The following is a 16,119-nucleotide window of genomic DNA, read 5'->3' on the forward strand; positions in this document are numbered from 1 at the left end:
ACTGCCTCAACAAAACGTGGAGTTCCTTCAGGGGCTAATGGCATGCACACGCTTCCGGAGCCGAAGCAGGATGAGCATTTGGTGAGGGCCGGTTAAGGTTGCAAGGCGCGCCACTGTTTTAAGGTGGCCTTGCAGCGCCGTTCCGGATGTAAGCATAAGTTCAAGCTGGATGCATTTGGAAACTTGATAGCGCCAGAAAGTCTGAAGTGAAGCATTTCGCTAGCGCGACAGCTGGTGATAGCTGGGCGACCAAACTCTTCGATCTTTAGGCGCCGGTAGGCGGCAGCGTGGATTCTCGTTGCGCCGACGATGGCTCTGATCAGTGAAGCGGAACGGATGCACCTGCGTAAGGGTCATTGTCAGGTGTTCGAATCGGCGGCGCAGGTTGAGTAATCGTAGTTGGTGTAACAGCGGGGCTAATGACCGTCGGAACTGTTTGAATGCCATTCATAATGGCCGTTGCCACGTGAGGGGCGCCGAACAAGATGAAGCAACCCATGATGATCCGTGCACCGTTGCGGATTGCGATGCGCCCGGAAAACATACTGACGCCGGCGGCTGCGATTGCGATGAGAGCAATCGAGGTGCCGACAGATCCCGCAAGCAGGTTCTCCACCCAGTGCGCGGATGTTGACAGACTGCCTGCATTTGAACTCGGAATCGTTGATAGCGTCGGTTCGATCATGCCAAGCGTGTTGCGTGAGGCTTCAGCATTTGCAAGAGGCAACGTAGACCGAGCTTATTGGCCTGACAGACCTGTGTTCTTGCAGCCATTGGTGCCAAGATATTCGATGGATGATGGGGGAAGAGTTGCGAAAGTTAAAATTTATCAGCCCGTTACTTGCTCTAAGCGCCGCCATGCCGGCTGACGCGCAGGCTTTGGCTGACCCCGCTGGTTCTGGCGTGCTCGTCGGAGCGGTTAACTGGCTTCAAGGTACGCTCCTCGGCACCGTCGCTACTACCGCAGCCGTCATCGCCATCGCGGTAGTCGGCTTCATGATGCTGACCGGCCGGATCAACTGGCGCCACGGCGCGGTGGTCATCGTCGGCTGCTTCGTGCTGTTCGGCGCCGCCAGCATCGTGGCCGGTATCCGCGCCGCCGCGACGGGCATGTAGTCCAGCCTCATGACCGCCCCCCTCCAGCGCAGCACCGTATTCACGGCACTCACGCGCCCGCAGATGTTCGCTGGCGTCACCTACACCTGGTTCGTCGCCAACGGCATCGTTGCGGCCGAGGCGTTTCTGATCTCCAAGTCCTTTTGGGTGATCGGTATCGCGCTGTTGGGCCACTTGGTGGGTGCGGTGCTGTCCCTGCGCGAACCGCGCTTCCTTGACCTTTGGATCGTGCGCGTCAGCCGCTGTCCCCGCGTGAAGAACCATGCCCTGTGGCAATGCAATTCCTACCGTCCCTGACAAGTGACCCCAAGACCATCGCACGGGAAAAGGGGGCAGGCGATCACCTGCCCTATGCCCGCCATGTCGACGACGTGACGCTCGAGACGCGCGACGGTCTGCTGATGCAGACCGTGCGCCTCGGCGGGCTGCTGTTCGAGACAGCGGATACCGACGAACTCAACTACCGCGCGGACCTGCGCGATGCAGTGCTGCGCACCATCGGGAACTCGCAGTTCGCGATCTACCATCACGTGGTGCGCCGCAAGGCAGAAGCGAGCCTGGAGGCACGCTTCCCCGATGCCTTCTCGCGCGATCTCGACGAACGCTGGCGTGCGCGTCTCGCCTCGCGCCAGATGTACGTGAACGAACTGTTCCTCACCATCGTGCGCCGCCCGATGCAGGGACGCCTGGGCTGGGCGGACCGGCTGCGGGGCTGGGCGACCCGTTCCTCGGTTGACCGGCAGGCGGGGTTCGGCACGGAGAAGCGCGCACTTGACGCCGCCACAGAAGCGCTGGTGGCTTCGCTCGGCAGCTACGACCCGCGCGTGCTCTCGGCCTACGCGAGTGAGCAAGGCCATCGCTCCGAGCCGCTCGAGTTCCTCTCCTACCTCTACAACGCCGATATGCGCCCCGTCGGCCTGCCGCACGGCGATCTCGGCCAGCACTTGCCTTTTCGCCGGGTGAGCTTCGGCCAGGAAGCCTTCGAACTGGCACCCGCCGGGCATCTCGGCCGCAAGTTCGGTGCACTCATCTCGATCAAGGACTACCCCGGCCAGACGCTGCCCGGCATGTTCGACGAACTCTACCGGATGCCCTTCGAGATGACGGTGAGCCAGTCGTTCGCCTTTGTCGAACGCGGTGCTGCGCTTGGCCGCATGAACCTCGCGCTGCGCCGGATGCGCTCGGCAGAGGACGAGGCCCTGTCGCTGCGCGACGAGCTTACGCGCGCCAAGGATGACGTGGCCGCAGGCCGCGCTTCGTTCGGCGAGCATCACATGACGATCGCCGTCCACGCCGAGAGCCTCGAAGTGCTCAATGCCGAAGTGGCCGAGATTACTGCCGTGCTCGCTGATCTCGGGATTGTCGGCGTGCGTGAGGATATTGCGCTCGAGCCCGCGTTCTGGGCGCAGTTTCCGGCCAACTTCAAATATATTGGCCGCCGGGCGCTGGTCTCGAGCCGCAACTTCGCAGGCCTTGCCAGCCTCCATAATTTCCCGGTCGGCCGCGTGCGCGGCAATCACTGGGGCGAGGCGGTCTCGCTGCTCGAGACGACAGCGGCAGGCCCCTATTTCTTCAACTTCCATCATCACGATCTCGGCAACTTCACCGTGATCGGCCCCTCGGGCTCGGGCAAGACCGTGGTGCTGAATTTCCTGCTTGCCCAGGCGCGTAAGTTTGCGCCGCGCATTGTCTTCTTCGACAAGGATCGCGGCGCCGAGCTCTTCATCCGGGCGATCGGCGGCCAGTACGACCGCCTGCGCGTAGGCAGTGCTTCAGGCCTCAATCCTCTGCAGCTTGAGGATACGCCGGCGAACCGCCAGTTCCTGATGGAATGGCTGGGTCTGCTCGCCGGCGGCTTCGATCCCGAAGAGGCCGAGATCGTCGCCGATGCACTCGATGCCAATTTCGACCAGATCCGGCCGCGCCGGCGCTTACGCCATCTCGTCGAGCTACTGCGCGGCCATGCTCGTCCCAAGGCCGGCGACCTCTATTCGCGCATGCGTCCCTGGTGGGGCGAAGGCGAACGCGCCTGGCTCTTCGACAACGAAGAGGACCTCACCGACCTGACGGCGGCAACTGTCGGCTTCGACATGACGGCGATCCTCGACGATCCGGCTGTCCGCACCCCAGCACTCCTCTACTTCTTCCACCGCGTCGAGGAGCGCCTCGACGGCACGCCGGCCATCGTTGTGGTCGATGAAGGCTGGAAGGCGCTCGACGACGAAGTCTTCGTGCGGCGCATCAAGGATTGGGAGAAGACGATCCGCAAGCGCAATGGGATCGTTGGTTTTGCGACCCAAAGCGCGCAGGATGCCCTCGAAAGCAAGATTGCCAGCGCCATCATCGAGCAGGCGGCCACGCAGATCTTCATGATCAATCCCAAGGCGCGCCCCGAGGACTACATCGACGGCTTCGGTCTGACACCGCACGAGTACGAACTGGTGCGCAGCCTGCCCGACAACTCGCACTGCTTCCTGATCAAGCACGGCAAGGACAGCGTCGTCGCCCGGCTCAATCTCTCGGGCGAGAAGGATATCCTCACCATCCTCTCCGGCCGCGAGGCGACCGTGCGGCTCTTCGATGAACTGGTCGAGGAGACTGGCGCCGATCCCGAGGGCTGGATGGCTCCGCTGCTGGCGCGCGCCTGATGGCCTGTCCCGTCGTCCATACCGGGGAAGACTTCCTCGCCAATGCGCTCGCGCATATCGACTGCCAGGCGCAGGCGATCGGCAGCTATGGCTACGGCGCGCTCGCCAGTCCCGGCTCGCCGGTCACGATCGCGCTCACCAGCCTGCTGACGATCTTCATTGCCCTGTTCGGGATCCGCCTGCTTTTGGGCTACCCGATGGCAACACGCGATGTCGTGGGCGATGTGCTCAGGGTGGGCATCATGCTGACGCTGGCGACCAGTTGGCCGGCCTGGCGGGTGGTCGGCTATGACCTCGTCATTCATGGCCCAAACCAGATCGCGCAAGTGATCGGTGGAAGCGCCGGGCTTCCCGGCAGCGCCGGCGATCTCGCCGCGCGGCTCCAGAATATCGACAAGGGGCTGGCCGCGTTCAACACCTACGGCAGCGGCCGCCTGGGCGTTGCCCAGGGCGACTGGTTCCAGCTTGGCTTTGCGCGCAGCGCTTATCTGGTCGGAACGCTGGGACCGTTGGCACTGGTGCGGCTGACGGCAGGCTTCTTGCTCGCGGTTGCCCCCTTGATGGCCGGGCTCCTGTTGTTCGGGATCACCCGCGGCATCTTCGAAGGCTGGGCGCGCGCGCTGGTTACGACCTTCCTCGCCTCTATGCTGCTCAGCGTCATCTACGGGGTGGAGCTTGCCCTACTCGAACCGTGGCTGCAGGACGCCTTGCAGCGGCGCGCCGCCGATGTGCAGACGCTCGATGCGCCCGTGGAGATCCTGGTTGCTGCGCTGAGCTTTGCGGTCGCTTCGCTGGCAGGCGTGTTCCTGATGGCACGGCTCTCCTTCCACAGCGGCTTCCATTTCACGGCGATCTTCCCCGAGGCAAGCGAGCGGGCGGAGGCACCCGCCGCGCAGCGGATTTCCGTGACGACGGCCGGCGGAGAGGAACCGTCGCGCGCGGTCACCGTCGCCCAGTCCATGACGGACAATGTGCGCCGCGAGGAGCGCATCGCAAATATCGCACGCACCGGAGGCCGTTGGGCGGATCGCAGCGGTAGCGGCACCGCACCATCAGCTCTTGCAGCACAGGCCCGCCAGGCCGGTGGTGAGAATGCATTGGGCAATACCTGGCGCAGGCCCTCCCGGCGCCATTCCGGGGCCGCACGGCGCAGGGATCAAAATTGATGAACAAGATGAGCGATGACGACCTCAACCGTTACTACAGCCAGGCCGAATCCTGGTCTGTCGATCGGAGCAAGGCACTTGCCGCATCGCGGCGCGTGGCCTGGATCATTGCCGGTGCCGCAACCGGTGTTGCCGTGCTCGAAGCCATTGCGCTTGCAAGCTTGCTACCGCTCAAGACGGTCGTTCCGTACACCCTGCTGGTCGATCGCCAGACCGGCAATGTCCAGGCGCTGAAGCCGCTCGAGCAGCAGTCGATCACGCCTGACGATGCCTTGGTGCGCTCGTTCCTCGCGCAATACGTGACCGCGCGCGAGAGCTTCGAGATCAATTCGCTGAAGGACGACTACCGCAAGGTCGCGCTGTGGTCGGCCGACGAGGCACGCGATCGGTATCTTGCCTCGATGGCCGCGAGCAACCCAGAGAGCCCACTCGCGACGCTGCCGCGGCAGGCTCTGGTCGAGACCGAGGTCCGCAGCATCTCCTCGCTTGGGCCTGACACTGCGCTTGTGCGCTTCGTGACCAAACGCTCCGATCCCGGCGGACAGAAGCAGGACGTGCAGAACTGGGCGGTGGTCATGAAGTACCGCTTCTCCACCGCATCGATGAGCGCGGCCGATCGACTGCTCAATCCGCTCGGCTTCCAGGTCCTGCGCTATCGCCGCGATGCCGAGATCCTGCCGCAGGCGGTCGCCACGCAGGATGCCGCTGCGCCGGCCTCCTCATCGACGTCTCCACAAGGCCCGTCGGCGCTGCCTCCCAGTTCGATCCAGGGGACGATGCAGCCTCAGGCACCCGGTGCAATCCGCGCACCGGCGCAGCCCACGGTGAGCCGTCTCGTCAGGCCGGGGGCGCAGCAATGAGGTCGCTTGCGCTGCTTCTCGTTCTTGCTGCTGGCGCCGCGAGCGCGCAGGAGCTTCCCGCCATCGATCCGCGTATCGTCGCCTTGCCGGTGAGCGGCACAGGCCTGCTGAGCTTGCGCACGGCGTCCGATGTGACGCAGACGCTGATGTTCCGCCAGGGCGAGCAAATTGCCTCGGTCATCTTGAGCGATCCAACCGGCTTCAATGTCATGGTTTCGGGGGCGGGTGACAGTCTGGCGCTGCGCGCCATGCGTCCCTCGGCTTTCGGCGTCATGAGCGTGCGCACCAACATGCGCAGCTACGAGTTCGAGCTCACGGCCGGCACGCCGCAGTCGGTGCCGGCCGTCGTGCGCCTGGTGAACCCGCCGCCTCCGAGCTTCCCTGTACCGCCGGTTGCGCAAGCGGGCGGCGGAGGCCAGCAATCGACCTATCGCCTCTCGGGCAACAAATCTTTGCTGCCGACTTCGATCCGCGATGACGGAGCGAAGACTTACATCGAATGGAAAGGCGACCGCGCGATGCCGGCGACGTTTGCGCTGGGACCGACCGGCAACGAGCAGATGGTCGATGGCTACGTGCGCGGCGGCGTTTACACCATCGACCGCGTCTACGAGACGCTGATCTTCCGCATCGACAAGGAGCATGCCCGGGCAACGCGGGTTAGCGAGAGCAAGGCACGTGGCTGAGACATCCATCGAACCCGCCGCCGATCCGCAAGGCATCCGTCCGCTCGTCGCCAGAGCACCGGGCAGCACCGGCGTCTGGATTTTCGCGGCGATCCTCGCAGTTGCGGGCGGCGGTATCTTCTACGGCCTGCAGACGCGGCGCGTGGCCTTGCAGAATCCGTCACTGGTCCAGGCGCAGGCGGGCAGTGCCAGCACGATGATCAGTTCGCCGCCCGAACTGGCGATCCCGCCTGCGCCGGAGTACCAGCAGCCGCTGCAGAGCATGCAGGCTGCGCCAATGGGATATCCGCAGCAGCCGGTCGGCTATGCCGCAATCGGGCAGCCTGCCTATCAGCCGCAGCCGGTTCGAATGTACGCGCCTTCGCCTCCCGTACCGGCCATGCCGCAGCCCACGCCGGCATCGTACTTGCCGCAATCGATGCCGGCAGCACCCGGTTTTGCCTATCAGGCTCCGCAATCTGGTGGAACCGCTGCGCCTGACGGGCCCGCTTCCAAGGCATTTGACGGGCGCGCGCAGGCCCACCCGTTCGCTAATCCCGGCACCACGGTTCCGCAGGGCAGTGTGATCCAGGCAGTGATGGAAACCGCGCTCGATTCAACGCGCGCAGGTTTTTCTCGCGCGATCGTCTCGCGCGACGTCATGAGCTTTGATGGTACCCGTGTCCTTATTACCAGAGGTAGCCATCTGTTCGGCAGCTATCAGGCCGACATCAGTCTCGGACAGAAGCGCGCGCTGATCCAATGGAACCGGCTCATCCGGCCCGACGGCATGACGATCGACCTGGATTCGCCGTCTGCCGATCCGCTGGGCCGCGCCGGGGTGAAGGGCAACGTCAATACGCACTTCCTGCAGCGCTTCAGCGGGGCGATCCTGCAATCCGCGCTCGATATTGGCGTGAACGCCGCAAGCAAAAAGGTGGCGGGGAACACCGTGATCGTGGGGCTCTCGGGTTCCAACACCCAGGCAACTACCATCCAGAATCCTGCCGACATCAAGCCGACGCTCAAGATCCCGCAAGGCGCGAGCGTTTCCGTCTTCGTGGCGCGTGATCTGGATTTCACGTCGGTGGAGCACTGAGCCGTGCCAGAAGCCGGGTTCGCGCGCGAGGTCTATCTCGAGAGCTATCTCGCTCCCCTGGCGCCGTTCCTGTCACAATCCGAGGTGACGGACATCTACGTCAATCGGCCTGGCGAGGTCTGGGTCGAGGCGCTGGGCAAGGTGCCCGAGCGGTTCGAGGTGCCGGAACTGACGGGCCGTGTTCTTGCACGTCTGGCGCGGCAGATCGCAGCGATGAATGCGCAAGGGATCAGCCGCGAACATCCACTGCTGTCGGGCGCATTGCCCGATGGCTCGCGCGTGCAGGTGGTCTTGCCGCCCGCCACGCGGGGCGAGATTGCGCTTGCGATCCGGCGTCATGTCTCGGCGGGGCTGAGCCTGCAGGACTACCATGACACAGGCGCCTTTGCGCAGACCCGGATGGACGCGACAACAGCCTTGCCGCTTGCTGTCGAAACAACTGACAATGACGATCTTCTCGTGGTGCTGCGCCAGGCGGTTCGCGAACGGCGCAACATCCTGATCTCAGGTGGCACCTCGACCGGCAAGACCACTTTCTTGAATGCGCTGCTGCAGGAAGTGCCGCAGCATGAGCGGCTGATCCTGATCGAGGATACGGCAGAGCTTCAGCTTTCTCATGAGAACGCCGTGGGTTTGCTGGCAGCGCGAGGTGCGCTGGGAGAGGCTGACGTCTCGGCCGAAGACCTGCTGATCGCCTCGCTGCGGATGCGGCCCGATCGCATTATTCTGGGCGAAATGCGGGGCAAAGAGGCCATGACCTTCTTGCGAGCCGTGAACACCGGACATCCCGGTTCGATGAGTACCATCCATGCCGATACCCCCGATCGGGCGATCGATCAGTTGGCGCTGCTGATCTTGCAGTCCGGTGCCAACATGAAGTGGGAGGATGTCGTGCGCTACGTCAACCGCTCGGTCGATTTGATCGTTCAACTTACGCGCGAGAACGGACGGCGACGAGTTTCTAGAATTTGGCGACCGTTAGTGCCAACGGTGCCATTCTAGAGGCCGTTGTGGACTTGTGAATCCGAATGGATTCAAAGATTTGTATGGAGTTTTTCCGCAAACCTCATCCGTCTGACACATCTTATGAAGAATTGTCGGTGATCGTACTTTACCTGACACTTCAGCGTGAGGATGCAGGGCAATGGAAGCATGGCCTTCGCAAGGTGTTCAATGGCCTGCGTTATATCGTAAAGACGGGAGCGCCTTGGCGCTGGATGCCGAACGACACACCACCTTGGGGGGCGACGTATCAGCGGACGCAGCGCTGGCTGACAGTGGGTTGCTTCGAGGCGCTGGTGGATGATTTGCGTGCCATGCTGCGCCCAGGATCAGGACCTATTAAATCACTTGCCGGGCAGGTGATTGGTTGATTCAATGGCGGCGTGAGGAGGCGTCGCCATGAGAGATCTGATCTGGTTGTCGGAGGCACAGATGCGCCGGATCGAGCCATATTTCCCACTGTCTCACGGCGTGCCGCGGGTGGATGACCGCCGGATCATCAGCGGTATCATCTTCGTCATCAGGAACGGCTTGAGATGGCGCGATACGCTCGCCGATTATAGTCCGCCCAAGACTATCTATAATCGTTTCATCCGGTGGAGCCGGCTCGGGGTGGTCAACAAGATTTTCTCCGCCCTTTCCGCGCAAGGCGGCAAGCCCGACCAGTTGATGATCGATGCGACCCATCTGAAGTCACACCGGACAGCCGCCAGTCTACTCAAAAAGGGGTTGTTCCCAGACGTATCGGACGCACCAAAGGTGGCCTGAACTCGAAGCTCCATGCCGTGTGCGACGGCAAGGGGAGGCCGCTGGTCATGCCGCTGAGCGAGGGCCAGATGAGCGACTATAAGGGAGCCGCCCTGATGCTTGTCAGACGAAATGAGAGACTGACCCCCTGCCGAATCTGAGAACTGACCCCCGCATTGCCTTGAGCAGAATGTTACCGGTAGGATCGTCGTCCCGACGGAGATGGAGACTGTTCTATCGTCCGGATTCGGGGAAGTCGGATGGTCGGGCGGATCAGCATGGCGACACGATCGGAGTTGGTTGGAGCGATCATCGAACGGTATCGGTCATGTTCCCGGTCGAACAAACGGCAGATCCTGGACGAGTTCGTCGCGGTTACCGGTTATCATCGCAAGCACGCGATCCGAGTGCTGGGTCGCCGGGAGACGAAGCCGCCTCGCGATCGCCGACAGGCGATCCGCTACGGTGCCGACGTCCGGCAGGCGCTGGTGGTGCTGTGGGAGGCGTCCGATCGCCTCTGCTCGAAGCGCCTGAAGCCGCTAATCCCGGTCCTGCTACCAGCGCTCGAGCGGCATGGCCGGCTCGACGTCGGCGCCGAGCTACGCGACAAGTTGCTCACGGTCAGCGCCGCGACGATGGACCGGCTACTGTCGGAGGTGCGTGTGGTAGCGCGCGGCGGACAGCGCCGCCGAGCCGGTATGAGTTCCGCGGTGCGCCGTTCGGTCCCGATCCGCACCTTTGGGGACTGGGACGATCCTCTGCCGGGTTTTGTCGAGGTCGACTTTGTGGCCCATTCCGGCACCTCGTCATCCGGCAGCTTCGTGCAAACGATGGTGTTGACCGACATCGCGACGGGCTGGACCGAATGCGTGCCGGTCCGCAGTCGCGACAGCAGCCTCGTGGTTGGGGCGATCCGGCAAGCGCAGCAGCTCTTTCCGTTCCCGCTCCTGGGTGTCGACTTCGACAACGACAGCGCGTTCATGAACGAGCTGGTGGTATGCTGGTGCCGCAGTCAGGGCCTGGAAGTGACGCGGTCCCGGGCATACCGCAAGAACGACCAGGCATGGGTCGAGCAGAAGAACGGCGCCATCGTGCGGCGCCTGGTGGGCTATGGCAGGTTCGTGGGCCCGGAGGCAACGGCGTCGTTGGCGCGCCTTTACGATGTGGTGCGGTTACACGGCAATCTGTTCCAGCCCTCGTTCAAGCTGCGGGAGAAGACCCGGATCGGCGCGCGCGTCATCAAGCGCTATCATCCGCCGGTTCCGCCGGCCGCGCGCGTGCTGGCGCATCCTAATGTCGCCATGGCCGACAAGGAGCGACTGGGTCGAGTGCTCGATGCAGAGGATCCCGTGATGTTGTTCGCCGCAATCCGGGCGGCCCAGGACGATCTGGGGAAGCGCGTCGATCGCAGAGGGCTGAATGCCAAGCTTGAGGAGCCGGCCGTGATCGACCTGCAGCGCTTCGCCGCAAATCTGGAAACCGCCTGGCAGGCAGGCGAGAAGCGCGCGACACATCGACGCCCCTACCGGCGGACCAAGCCCTACCCGAAAAGACCGCACATGCTCGATCCGTTCGAGGCGCAAATCCGCTCTTGGCTCGAGGCTGATCCGGCGATCTCAGCTGCGACGGTGTTGTTGCGGCTCATGAACGCCGATCCATCGCGCTTCACGCAGAAAAGCGCGAGGACGGTGCAAAAGGCCGTGAAGGTATGGCGTGCAGAAATAACCGGACAGATCATCCTTGGCGGGGACTGGATGAAGAGCCTCGCCATATCACCACCCGCCGCGGCGGGTGGTGATATGGCGCATCTCGCAGTCGCTAAGCTCGGTAACAATCTTCGGTGAGGCAACACGGGGGGTCAGTTCCTCAGTTCGACGAAGGGGTCAAATCCTCGGTTCGGTTGACAATGCTCGACGCTTTGCCCCGCGCTAAAGCCCTACTCGGCGATCGAGGCTATGACGCCGACTGGTTCCGCAAGGCGCGCTCCGAACGCAACATCGCGCCCTGCATCCCGTCAAAGAGGAACCGGAAGGTCCCGATCCCGCGCGACGCGATGCTATATCGACAGCGCCACAGGATCGAAAACATGTTCGGCAGGCTCAAGGACTGGCGCCGCATTCATACCCGCCGCGATTGATGCGCCCACACATTCATGTCCGCCATCTGCATCGCCGCAACCGTCATCTTCTGGATCAATCAATGAGTCCTGATCTTAGCTGCGGGGCGATCTGCAGAACCCAGCGCGACGATCATCGACAGCCGAACGCTGTGCTCCACCCCCGAGAGGGGCGAACGTGCGAGCTATGATGGCGGCAAGCGCAATAAGGGATCGAAACTCCACATGGCGGTCGATACGCTGAGCCATCTGCTCGCGCTTCATGACACGCCGGCCAGCGCCGAGGATCGCGGCGAGATCAAACGGCTCGCGCGCACCGTGCAGGCTGCCGCAATTGTCGGGCAGGAGAGATAGGTTTGAGGTACGAAGTTTGATGGGGATAATTCAATTAACTTTCTAAAATGCCATTCCATGTGGCCGATAAATCTCTTTAAGGCCGCCGCTTGGCGTATTGAGTGTGCATTAGACGGGGGCTTCAGTGATTGATTTTCGGGCGTGTGGCGGCCTATTGGCGGCGCTTGCTTTTTTTCCGCCGGCAGCTGCAAGTGCGCAGGAAACCACGACTTACACTTATGATGCCTTAAATCGGTTGGTTACCGCGTCAAAGTCGGGTGGGCCCAACGACGGCGAAGCGCATACGATCGGCTATGACGCAGCAGGCAATCGCAGCAACTATGCCGTGACCGGCGTTGTTTCGGCTAATCTCGCGATCAGCGGCACTTCGGTCACCGAAGGCGGAACGCTTGTGTTTACAGTCACGCGTTCGGGCAATACCGCGATACCTGCAAGTGCGAGCTATTCGACAGCCGGAGGAACGGCGGCACCGAGCAGCGATTTTACGCCTGCATCGGGAATTGTGAGCTTTGCTGCTGGCCAGAGCACGGCAACCGTCAGTGTGGCCACGATCGACGACACCGAGGTTGAATCGGCCGAGACATTGACGGTCACGCTGTCCAATCCATCCGCGAGCACGACGATTGCCGCAGCTACCGCGACCGGAACCATCAACGATAATGACGTGGCTCCGGCGAACCTGGCAATTGGGAACGCGTCTGTGACCGAGGGTGGCGCTTTGGTGTTTACGGTCACGCGCACAGGTAATACCGCGATTGCCGCGAGCGCAAGCTACGCAACTTTCGGCGCAACGGCGAACTCGGGCTCCGACTTTACCGGCACCTCGGGGACGGTGAGCTTCGCTGCGGGCCAGACTACAGCAACCATCAGTGTGGCGACGATCGACGATACCGAAGTCGAATCTGTTGAGACCTTGACCGTGACCCTGTCGAACCCGTCCGCCAACACGACGATCACTACTCCCACCGCGACGGGCACAATCAATGACAATGACATTGCGCCGGCAAATCTTGCCATCAGCGACGCGCTGGCAAACGAAGGCGGGCCCCTCGTTTTCACGGTCACCCGGTCGGGCAACACAGCGATTGCGGCAAGTGCGAGCTATACGACTGCGAATGGCACAGCGTTAGCGGGAAGCGATTTTGCGGCCGCCTCTGGAACGGTGAGCTTTGCAGCAGGGCAAACGACGGCCACGATCAGCATCGCAACCATCGATGATAGTGCGGTTGAACCCGCTGAAGCGATGACCGTGACCTTGTCCAACCCTTCCGCAAACACTTCAATTACAATCGGCACGGCCACCGGCACCATCAATGACAATGATGTGGCACCAGCAATCCTGGCGATTGAAAATACTTCAACCACTGAGGGCGGCACCCTAACATTCACAGTTAGGCGATCCGGAAACTACGCGATCCCTGCGAGTGCCACCTACGCGACAGCCGGCGGATCCGCAACTTCGGGGATCGACTTCGCGCCGGCTTCAGGGACCGTAAATTTCCTTGGTAATCAAGTCACCGCATTAATTAGCGTCACAACTGCCGATGATTCCGAAGTTGAACCGCCGGAGACAATGACGGTTACACTGTCAAATCCTGCCAATTACACGACCATCGCCACCGCTACGGCCACCGGCACGATCAACGACAACGATGTGGCGCCAGTCTATCTTTCCGTGGGCAATGCGACTGTGACCGAAGGTGGAAACCTGGTGTTTACGGTTACACGCACAGGGAATACGGCGGTTGCAACGACCGCCACGTATACGACGTCAGGCGGCACGGCGACGTCCGGTAGCGATTTTACCGCTGCATCGGGCACAGTCAGTTTTGCCGCTGGACAAACGACTGCAACGATCAGTGTGCCCACAATCGACGACGCACTCGTTGAATCGTCTGAAACCATGACCGTAACGCTATCGAATCCTGGCCCCTATACATCGATTTCGGGCACTACGGGAACCGGCACAATCAACGACAATGACGTAGGGCCGCCAACGATTTCAATTAGTGATGCCAGCGTGAAAGAGGGGGGAGGTTTGGCATTTATTGTCAGCTTGTCCCGAGCTTACACGGTACCGATTAGTGTGAATTATGCCACGGCGCCGGGAACCGCGGGATCGCTTGATTTTACTGCTGCGTCGGGAACGTTAACGTTTTCTGCGGGGCAAACAACAGCCACCATTGTAGTAACGACGAAAACAGATCCGCTCACCGATGAGGGTACGGAATACATGTACGTTAATCTCTCCGGTGCGACTGCGGGGGCAACACTCCTTGATGCCCAAGGGCAGGGCGCAATCCTTGATGTTACTAATTGTCGATCATGTTGACGTGGCGAGCCGCACAAAACATCTTCATTTAGTGATGTTTTGTACACGAGTCTTAGTGGCGCTGTGTTTTGGCGCTGATCTGACATAAGAATTTAAGGGCTTTTAAATGAATGCAAAGGCTGTTCGTTGGCGTGGGGCTGCCCTCGCCCTGGCATCGATCTCATTTCCGAGCTTGGCGTGGGCTCAAACTGATCCACTGACCATTCCGCCCGCACCTCCCGAGGAATATGCAGTCATTGCCGGGGGGGTCGACATGCGCACAGGGCAATATGCCTATTCGAACGTCGATCTGGCTGCGACTGGCGGAGGTGCCATTCGTCTCGAACGCACGAATGGCACTTATGATTCCAATGCCTGGAATATCATGGGGCAATTTACCAACAACTGGTATGTTTATGCGACTTATAAGCCCAACGGAACGGCCTCGGCGGTCTTCACGGTAGAGGGTGCTCGGGGGCAGCAGTTTACCGCAGTTAACACCAATAACTTCTCCACCACGTCATTAATGGGGATGGACACACTGCAGGCGGTACCGACGGGATCGGGCGCGACCGATCGCTACCTCGTCTACACTGCGCAGGATGGTATGCGGATCACTTTCAGGCCGCCGGGGGCTTATGCCGATGCACCCAAGAGATCGCGATCCAACCCCAGCGGCATTACCAGCGGCTATGCCTTCCTTGCCTCAAAGATCGAGCAGCCCGACGGCGTCACGTTTGCTCTTTCATACGATGAGCCGACCTCGGCGCATGGGGCTTATCTGCGGCGCGTAACCAGCAACACCGGTTACGTTCTCATTTTTGAACTGGTTTCGAACCCGTATGGGCAAATGATTAGCAAGGCTTGCCTGTTCAACGCAGCGGTCGAAACGGTTCCTGTGACCAACACCTGCGACGCCTCGACCTACAAGACCAGTTATACCTATTCGGCCAACGGCTTCATGTCATCGTCGACAGACGCTTTGGGCAACGTTTCGCAGTATAATTCAACTTACAGCGAGACTGATTATACAGCGGCGATGGCTTCGGCCACTCAGCTGTATAGTTGGAACGAGGCATATTATCGTCCCGGGGCAAGCACGCCTTATCTGACCAACAGGATGGTCAGGGCTGCGAAGTATGCTTACGTTGAAAGTCAGGACTTCGCTTCCGGCGCTGACTATGCCTACTCATGGCGGCACGTGATGCAGGGAGAAGATGACGATGAAATCGCTGGCGGGACAGCCAGCCGCAGCGATGGAACGAGCGTTTCAGTCAATTTTCAAGCAATGAAGAGGCCTGGAAGTGGAGTCGAAGACTTTTATATCATTTCAACCGGCCCTTCCGCGATTACCAATGAGCTTGGGCAGACGATGACGTCAAACTATTGCATACCCGCGACCAGCGGTGGAGGGTGTTATGTAGTCTCCGCACGATATTGGAAATATCCTGAAGGAAATGAGTCTGATTATACCTATACTGGTTGGGGCGCTGTTGAATCCATTACGGAGAAGGCTAAGCCAGGTTCCGCGATGGCAGATGTTGTGCGCAAATATACCTATGATTGTTCATTTCTCGCTAATTGCGATAAGCCGACCAGCGCAACCGATGGCAGGGGAAATACGACTACCGCAGTCTATTCCAATGTGCATGGCGGCCTCTTGAAGAAGACGCTTCCTGCCGACGTGAACGGTATCCATCCCGAGACTCGCTATACTTACGGTCAAATTAGCGCTTGGACAGTCAATGCCGGTGCTTTTAGCGCATCGGCACCAGTTTGGGTTCTGCAATCTGAACAATTCTGCAAGACCAGCGCAGCTGATGCAAATGGCAATTGTAGTGCCGGCGCGGCAGACGAGGTCCGGACCAATTATCAGTACGAGGCGGGCAGCTCATCCAAAGGTAGCAACCTACGCTTGCTTGGCAAGAGCGTCGTTGCCGATGGCAAGACCTTAAGGACATGCATGTCTTACGACAAATGGGGGCGGATCATCAGCGAGACACCGCCCAACGCAAATCTTGCGGTGTGCTCGTGA

14 protein-coding genes and 2 pseudogenes are annotated in these 16,119 nt (G+C 61.0%); 15 read left to right on the forward strand and 1 reads right to left on the reverse strand.

The window, feature by feature from the left end; all coding sequences use genetic code 11:
• Positions 1-319: 319 nt before the first annotated feature.
• Positions 320-685 carry a TrbC/VirB2 family protein gene (locus tag AC1VVK_RS19290; RefSeq protein WP_482906383.1) on the reverse strand — a complete coding sequence of 122 codons (366 nt, stop codon included), beginning with the start codon at positions 683-685 and terminating at the stop codon, positions 320-322.
• A gap of 173 nt (positions 686-858) precedes the next feature.
• Here AC1VVK_RS19290 and AC1VVK_RS19295 point away from each other — a divergent pair, with 173 nt between their 5' ends.
• From AC1VVK_RS19295 to AC1VVK_RS19365, 15 genes and pseudogenes are all read left to right on the forward strand, one after another.
• Positions 859-1,116 (forward strand): TrbC/VirB2 family protein, encoded by a 258-nt coding sequence (locus tag AC1VVK_RS19295; RefSeq protein WP_482906743.1) that lies wholly within the window; start codon positions 859-861, stop codon positions 1,114-1,116.
• 9 nt (positions 1,117-1,125) lie between these two features.
• Positions 1,126-1,413, forward strand: coding sequence for a VirB3 family type IV secretion system protein (locus tag AC1VVK_RS19300; protein WP_482906384.1), 288 nt, complete (start codon positions 1,126-1,128; stop codon positions 1,411-1,413).
• Entirely contained in the window at positions 1,392-3,764 is a 2,373-nt protein-coding gene (locus tag AC1VVK_RS19305; RefSeq protein WP_482906744.1) for a VirB4 family type IV secretion/conjugal transfer ATPase, read from the forward strand. The genes AC1VVK_RS19300 and AC1VVK_RS19305 overlap by 22 nt, the downstream gene beginning before the upstream one ends.
• Positions 3,764-4,930: a TrbL/VirB6 family protein gene (locus tag AC1VVK_RS19310; RefSeq protein ID WP_482906385.1), complete on the forward strand. Its 1,167-nt coding sequence runs from the start codon at positions 3,764-3,766 to the stop codon at positions 4,928-4,930. Before AC1VVK_RS19305 ends, AC1VVK_RS19310 begins: the two co-directional genes overlap by 1 nt.
• The gene (locus AC1VVK_RS19315; protein ID WP_482906386.1) at positions 4,930-5,790 is read left to right on the forward strand and encodes a VirB8 family type IV secretion system protein; all 861 of its coding nucleotides are present in this window, start codon (positions 4,930-4,932) and stop codon (positions 5,788-5,790) included. Before AC1VVK_RS19310 ends, AC1VVK_RS19315 begins: the two co-directional genes overlap by 1 nt.
• Complete coding sequence (locus AC1VVK_RS19320; RefSeq protein WP_482906387.1) at positions 5,787-6,476, forward strand: TrbG/VirB9 family P-type conjugative transfer protein; 690 nt, start codon at positions 5,787-5,789, stop codon at positions 6,474-6,476. Before AC1VVK_RS19315 ends, AC1VVK_RS19320 begins: the two co-directional genes overlap by 4 nt.
• On the forward strand, positions 6,469-7,554 hold the full coding sequence (locus tag AC1VVK_RS19325; RefSeq protein ID WP_482906388.1) for a TrbI/VirB10 family protein: 1,086 nt from the start codon (positions 6,469-6,471) through the stop codon (positions 7,552-7,554). Before AC1VVK_RS19320 ends, AC1VVK_RS19325 begins: the two co-directional genes overlap by 8 nt.
• 3 nt (positions 7,555-7,557) lie before the next feature.
• Complete coding sequence (gene virB11 / locus AC1VVK_RS19330; protein ID WP_482906389.1) at positions 7,558-8,556, forward strand: P-type DNA transfer ATPase VirB11; 999 nt, start codon at positions 7,558-7,560, stop codon at positions 8,554-8,556.
• Between the two features lie 44 nt (positions 8,557-8,600).
• Positions 8,601-8,891, forward strand: a pseudogene (locus AC1VVK_RS19335) (transposase); the annotation flags it as partial.
• Between the two features lie 64 nt (positions 8,892-8,955).
• Positions 8,956-9,425: pseudogene (locus tag AC1VVK_RS19340) on the forward strand (IS5 family transposase); the annotation flags it as partial.
• Positions 9,426-9,563: 138 nt separating this feature from the next.
• The gene (locus tag AC1VVK_RS19345) at positions 9,564-11,147 is read left to right on the forward strand and encodes an integrase catalytic domain-containing protein (RefSeq protein WP_482906390.1); all 1,584 of its coding nucleotides are present in this window, start codon (positions 9,564-9,566) and stop codon (positions 11,145-11,147) included.
• 62 nt (positions 11,148-11,209) lie between these two features.
• A complete protein-coding gene (locus tag AC1VVK_RS19350) occupies positions 11,210-11,440 on the forward strand; it encodes a transposase (RefSeq protein WP_482906391.1) in 231 nt (76 codons plus the stop codon).
• Between the two features lie 129 nt (positions 11,441-11,569).
• Entirely contained in the window at positions 11,570-11,773 is a 204-nt protein-coding gene (locus tag AC1VVK_RS19355) for a transposase (protein ID WP_482906745.1), read from the forward strand.
• 124 nt (positions 11,774-11,897) lie between these two features.
• The gene (locus tag AC1VVK_RS19360; RefSeq protein WP_482906392.1) at positions 11,898-14,105 is read left to right on the forward strand and encodes a Calx-beta domain-containing protein; all 2,208 of its coding nucleotides are present in this window, start codon (positions 11,898-11,900) and stop codon (positions 14,103-14,105) included.
• A gap of 106 nt (positions 14,106-14,211) precedes the next feature.
• Positions 14,212-16,119: a hypothetical protein gene (locus AC1VVK_RS19365; protein WP_482906393.1), complete on the forward strand. Its 1,908-nt coding sequence runs from the start codon at positions 14,212-14,214 to the stop codon at positions 16,117-16,119.

Source organism: Novosphingobium sp. BL-S-32 (assembly GCF_056857055.1).

What these genes read in the sequence shown, in the direction of transcription:
- AC1VVK_RS19290 (WP_482906383.1), bottom strand. Translation starts at nt 685, where the DNA reads ATGATCGAACCGACGCTATCAACGATTCCGAGTTCAAATGCAGGCAGT.
- AC1VVK_RS19300 (WP_482906384.1), top strand. Translation starts at nt 1,126, where the DNA reads ATGACCGCCCCCCTCCAGCGCAGCACCGTATTCACGGCACTCACGCGC.
- AC1VVK_RS19320 (WP_482906387.1), top strand. Translation starts at nt 5,787, where the DNA reads ATGAGGTCGCTTGCGCTGCTTCTCGTTCTTGCTGCTGGCGCCGCGAGC.
- AC1VVK_RS19365 (WP_482906393.1), top strand. Translation starts at nt 14,212, where the DNA reads ATGAATGCAAAGGCTGTTCGTTGGCGTGGGGCTGCCCTCGCCCTGGCA.
- AC1VVK_RS19345 (WP_482906390.1), top strand. Translation starts at nt 9,564, where the DNA reads ATGGTCGGGCGGATCAGCATGGCGACACGATCGGAGTTGGTTGGAGCG.
- AC1VVK_RS19350 (WP_482906391.1), top strand. Translation starts at nt 11,210, where the DNA reads ATGCTCGACGCTTTGCCCCGCGCTAAAGCCCTACTCGGCGATCGAGGC.
- AC1VVK_RS19295 (WP_482906743.1), top strand. Translation starts at nt 859, where the DNA reads ATGCCGGCTGACGCGCAGGCTTTGGCTGACCCCGCTGGTTCTGGCGTG.
- AC1VVK_RS19310 (WP_482906385.1), top strand. Translation starts at nt 3,764, where the DNA reads ATGGCCTGTCCCGTCGTCCATACCGGGGAAGACTTCCTCGCCAATGCG.
- AC1VVK_RS19315 (WP_482906386.1), top strand. Translation starts at nt 4,930, where the DNA reads ATGAACAAGATGAGCGATGACGACCTCAACCGTTACTACAGCCAGGCC.
- AC1VVK_RS19305 (WP_482906744.1), top strand. Translation starts at nt 1,392, where the DNA reads ATGCAATTCCTACCGTCCCTGACAAGTGACCCCAAGACCATCGCACGG.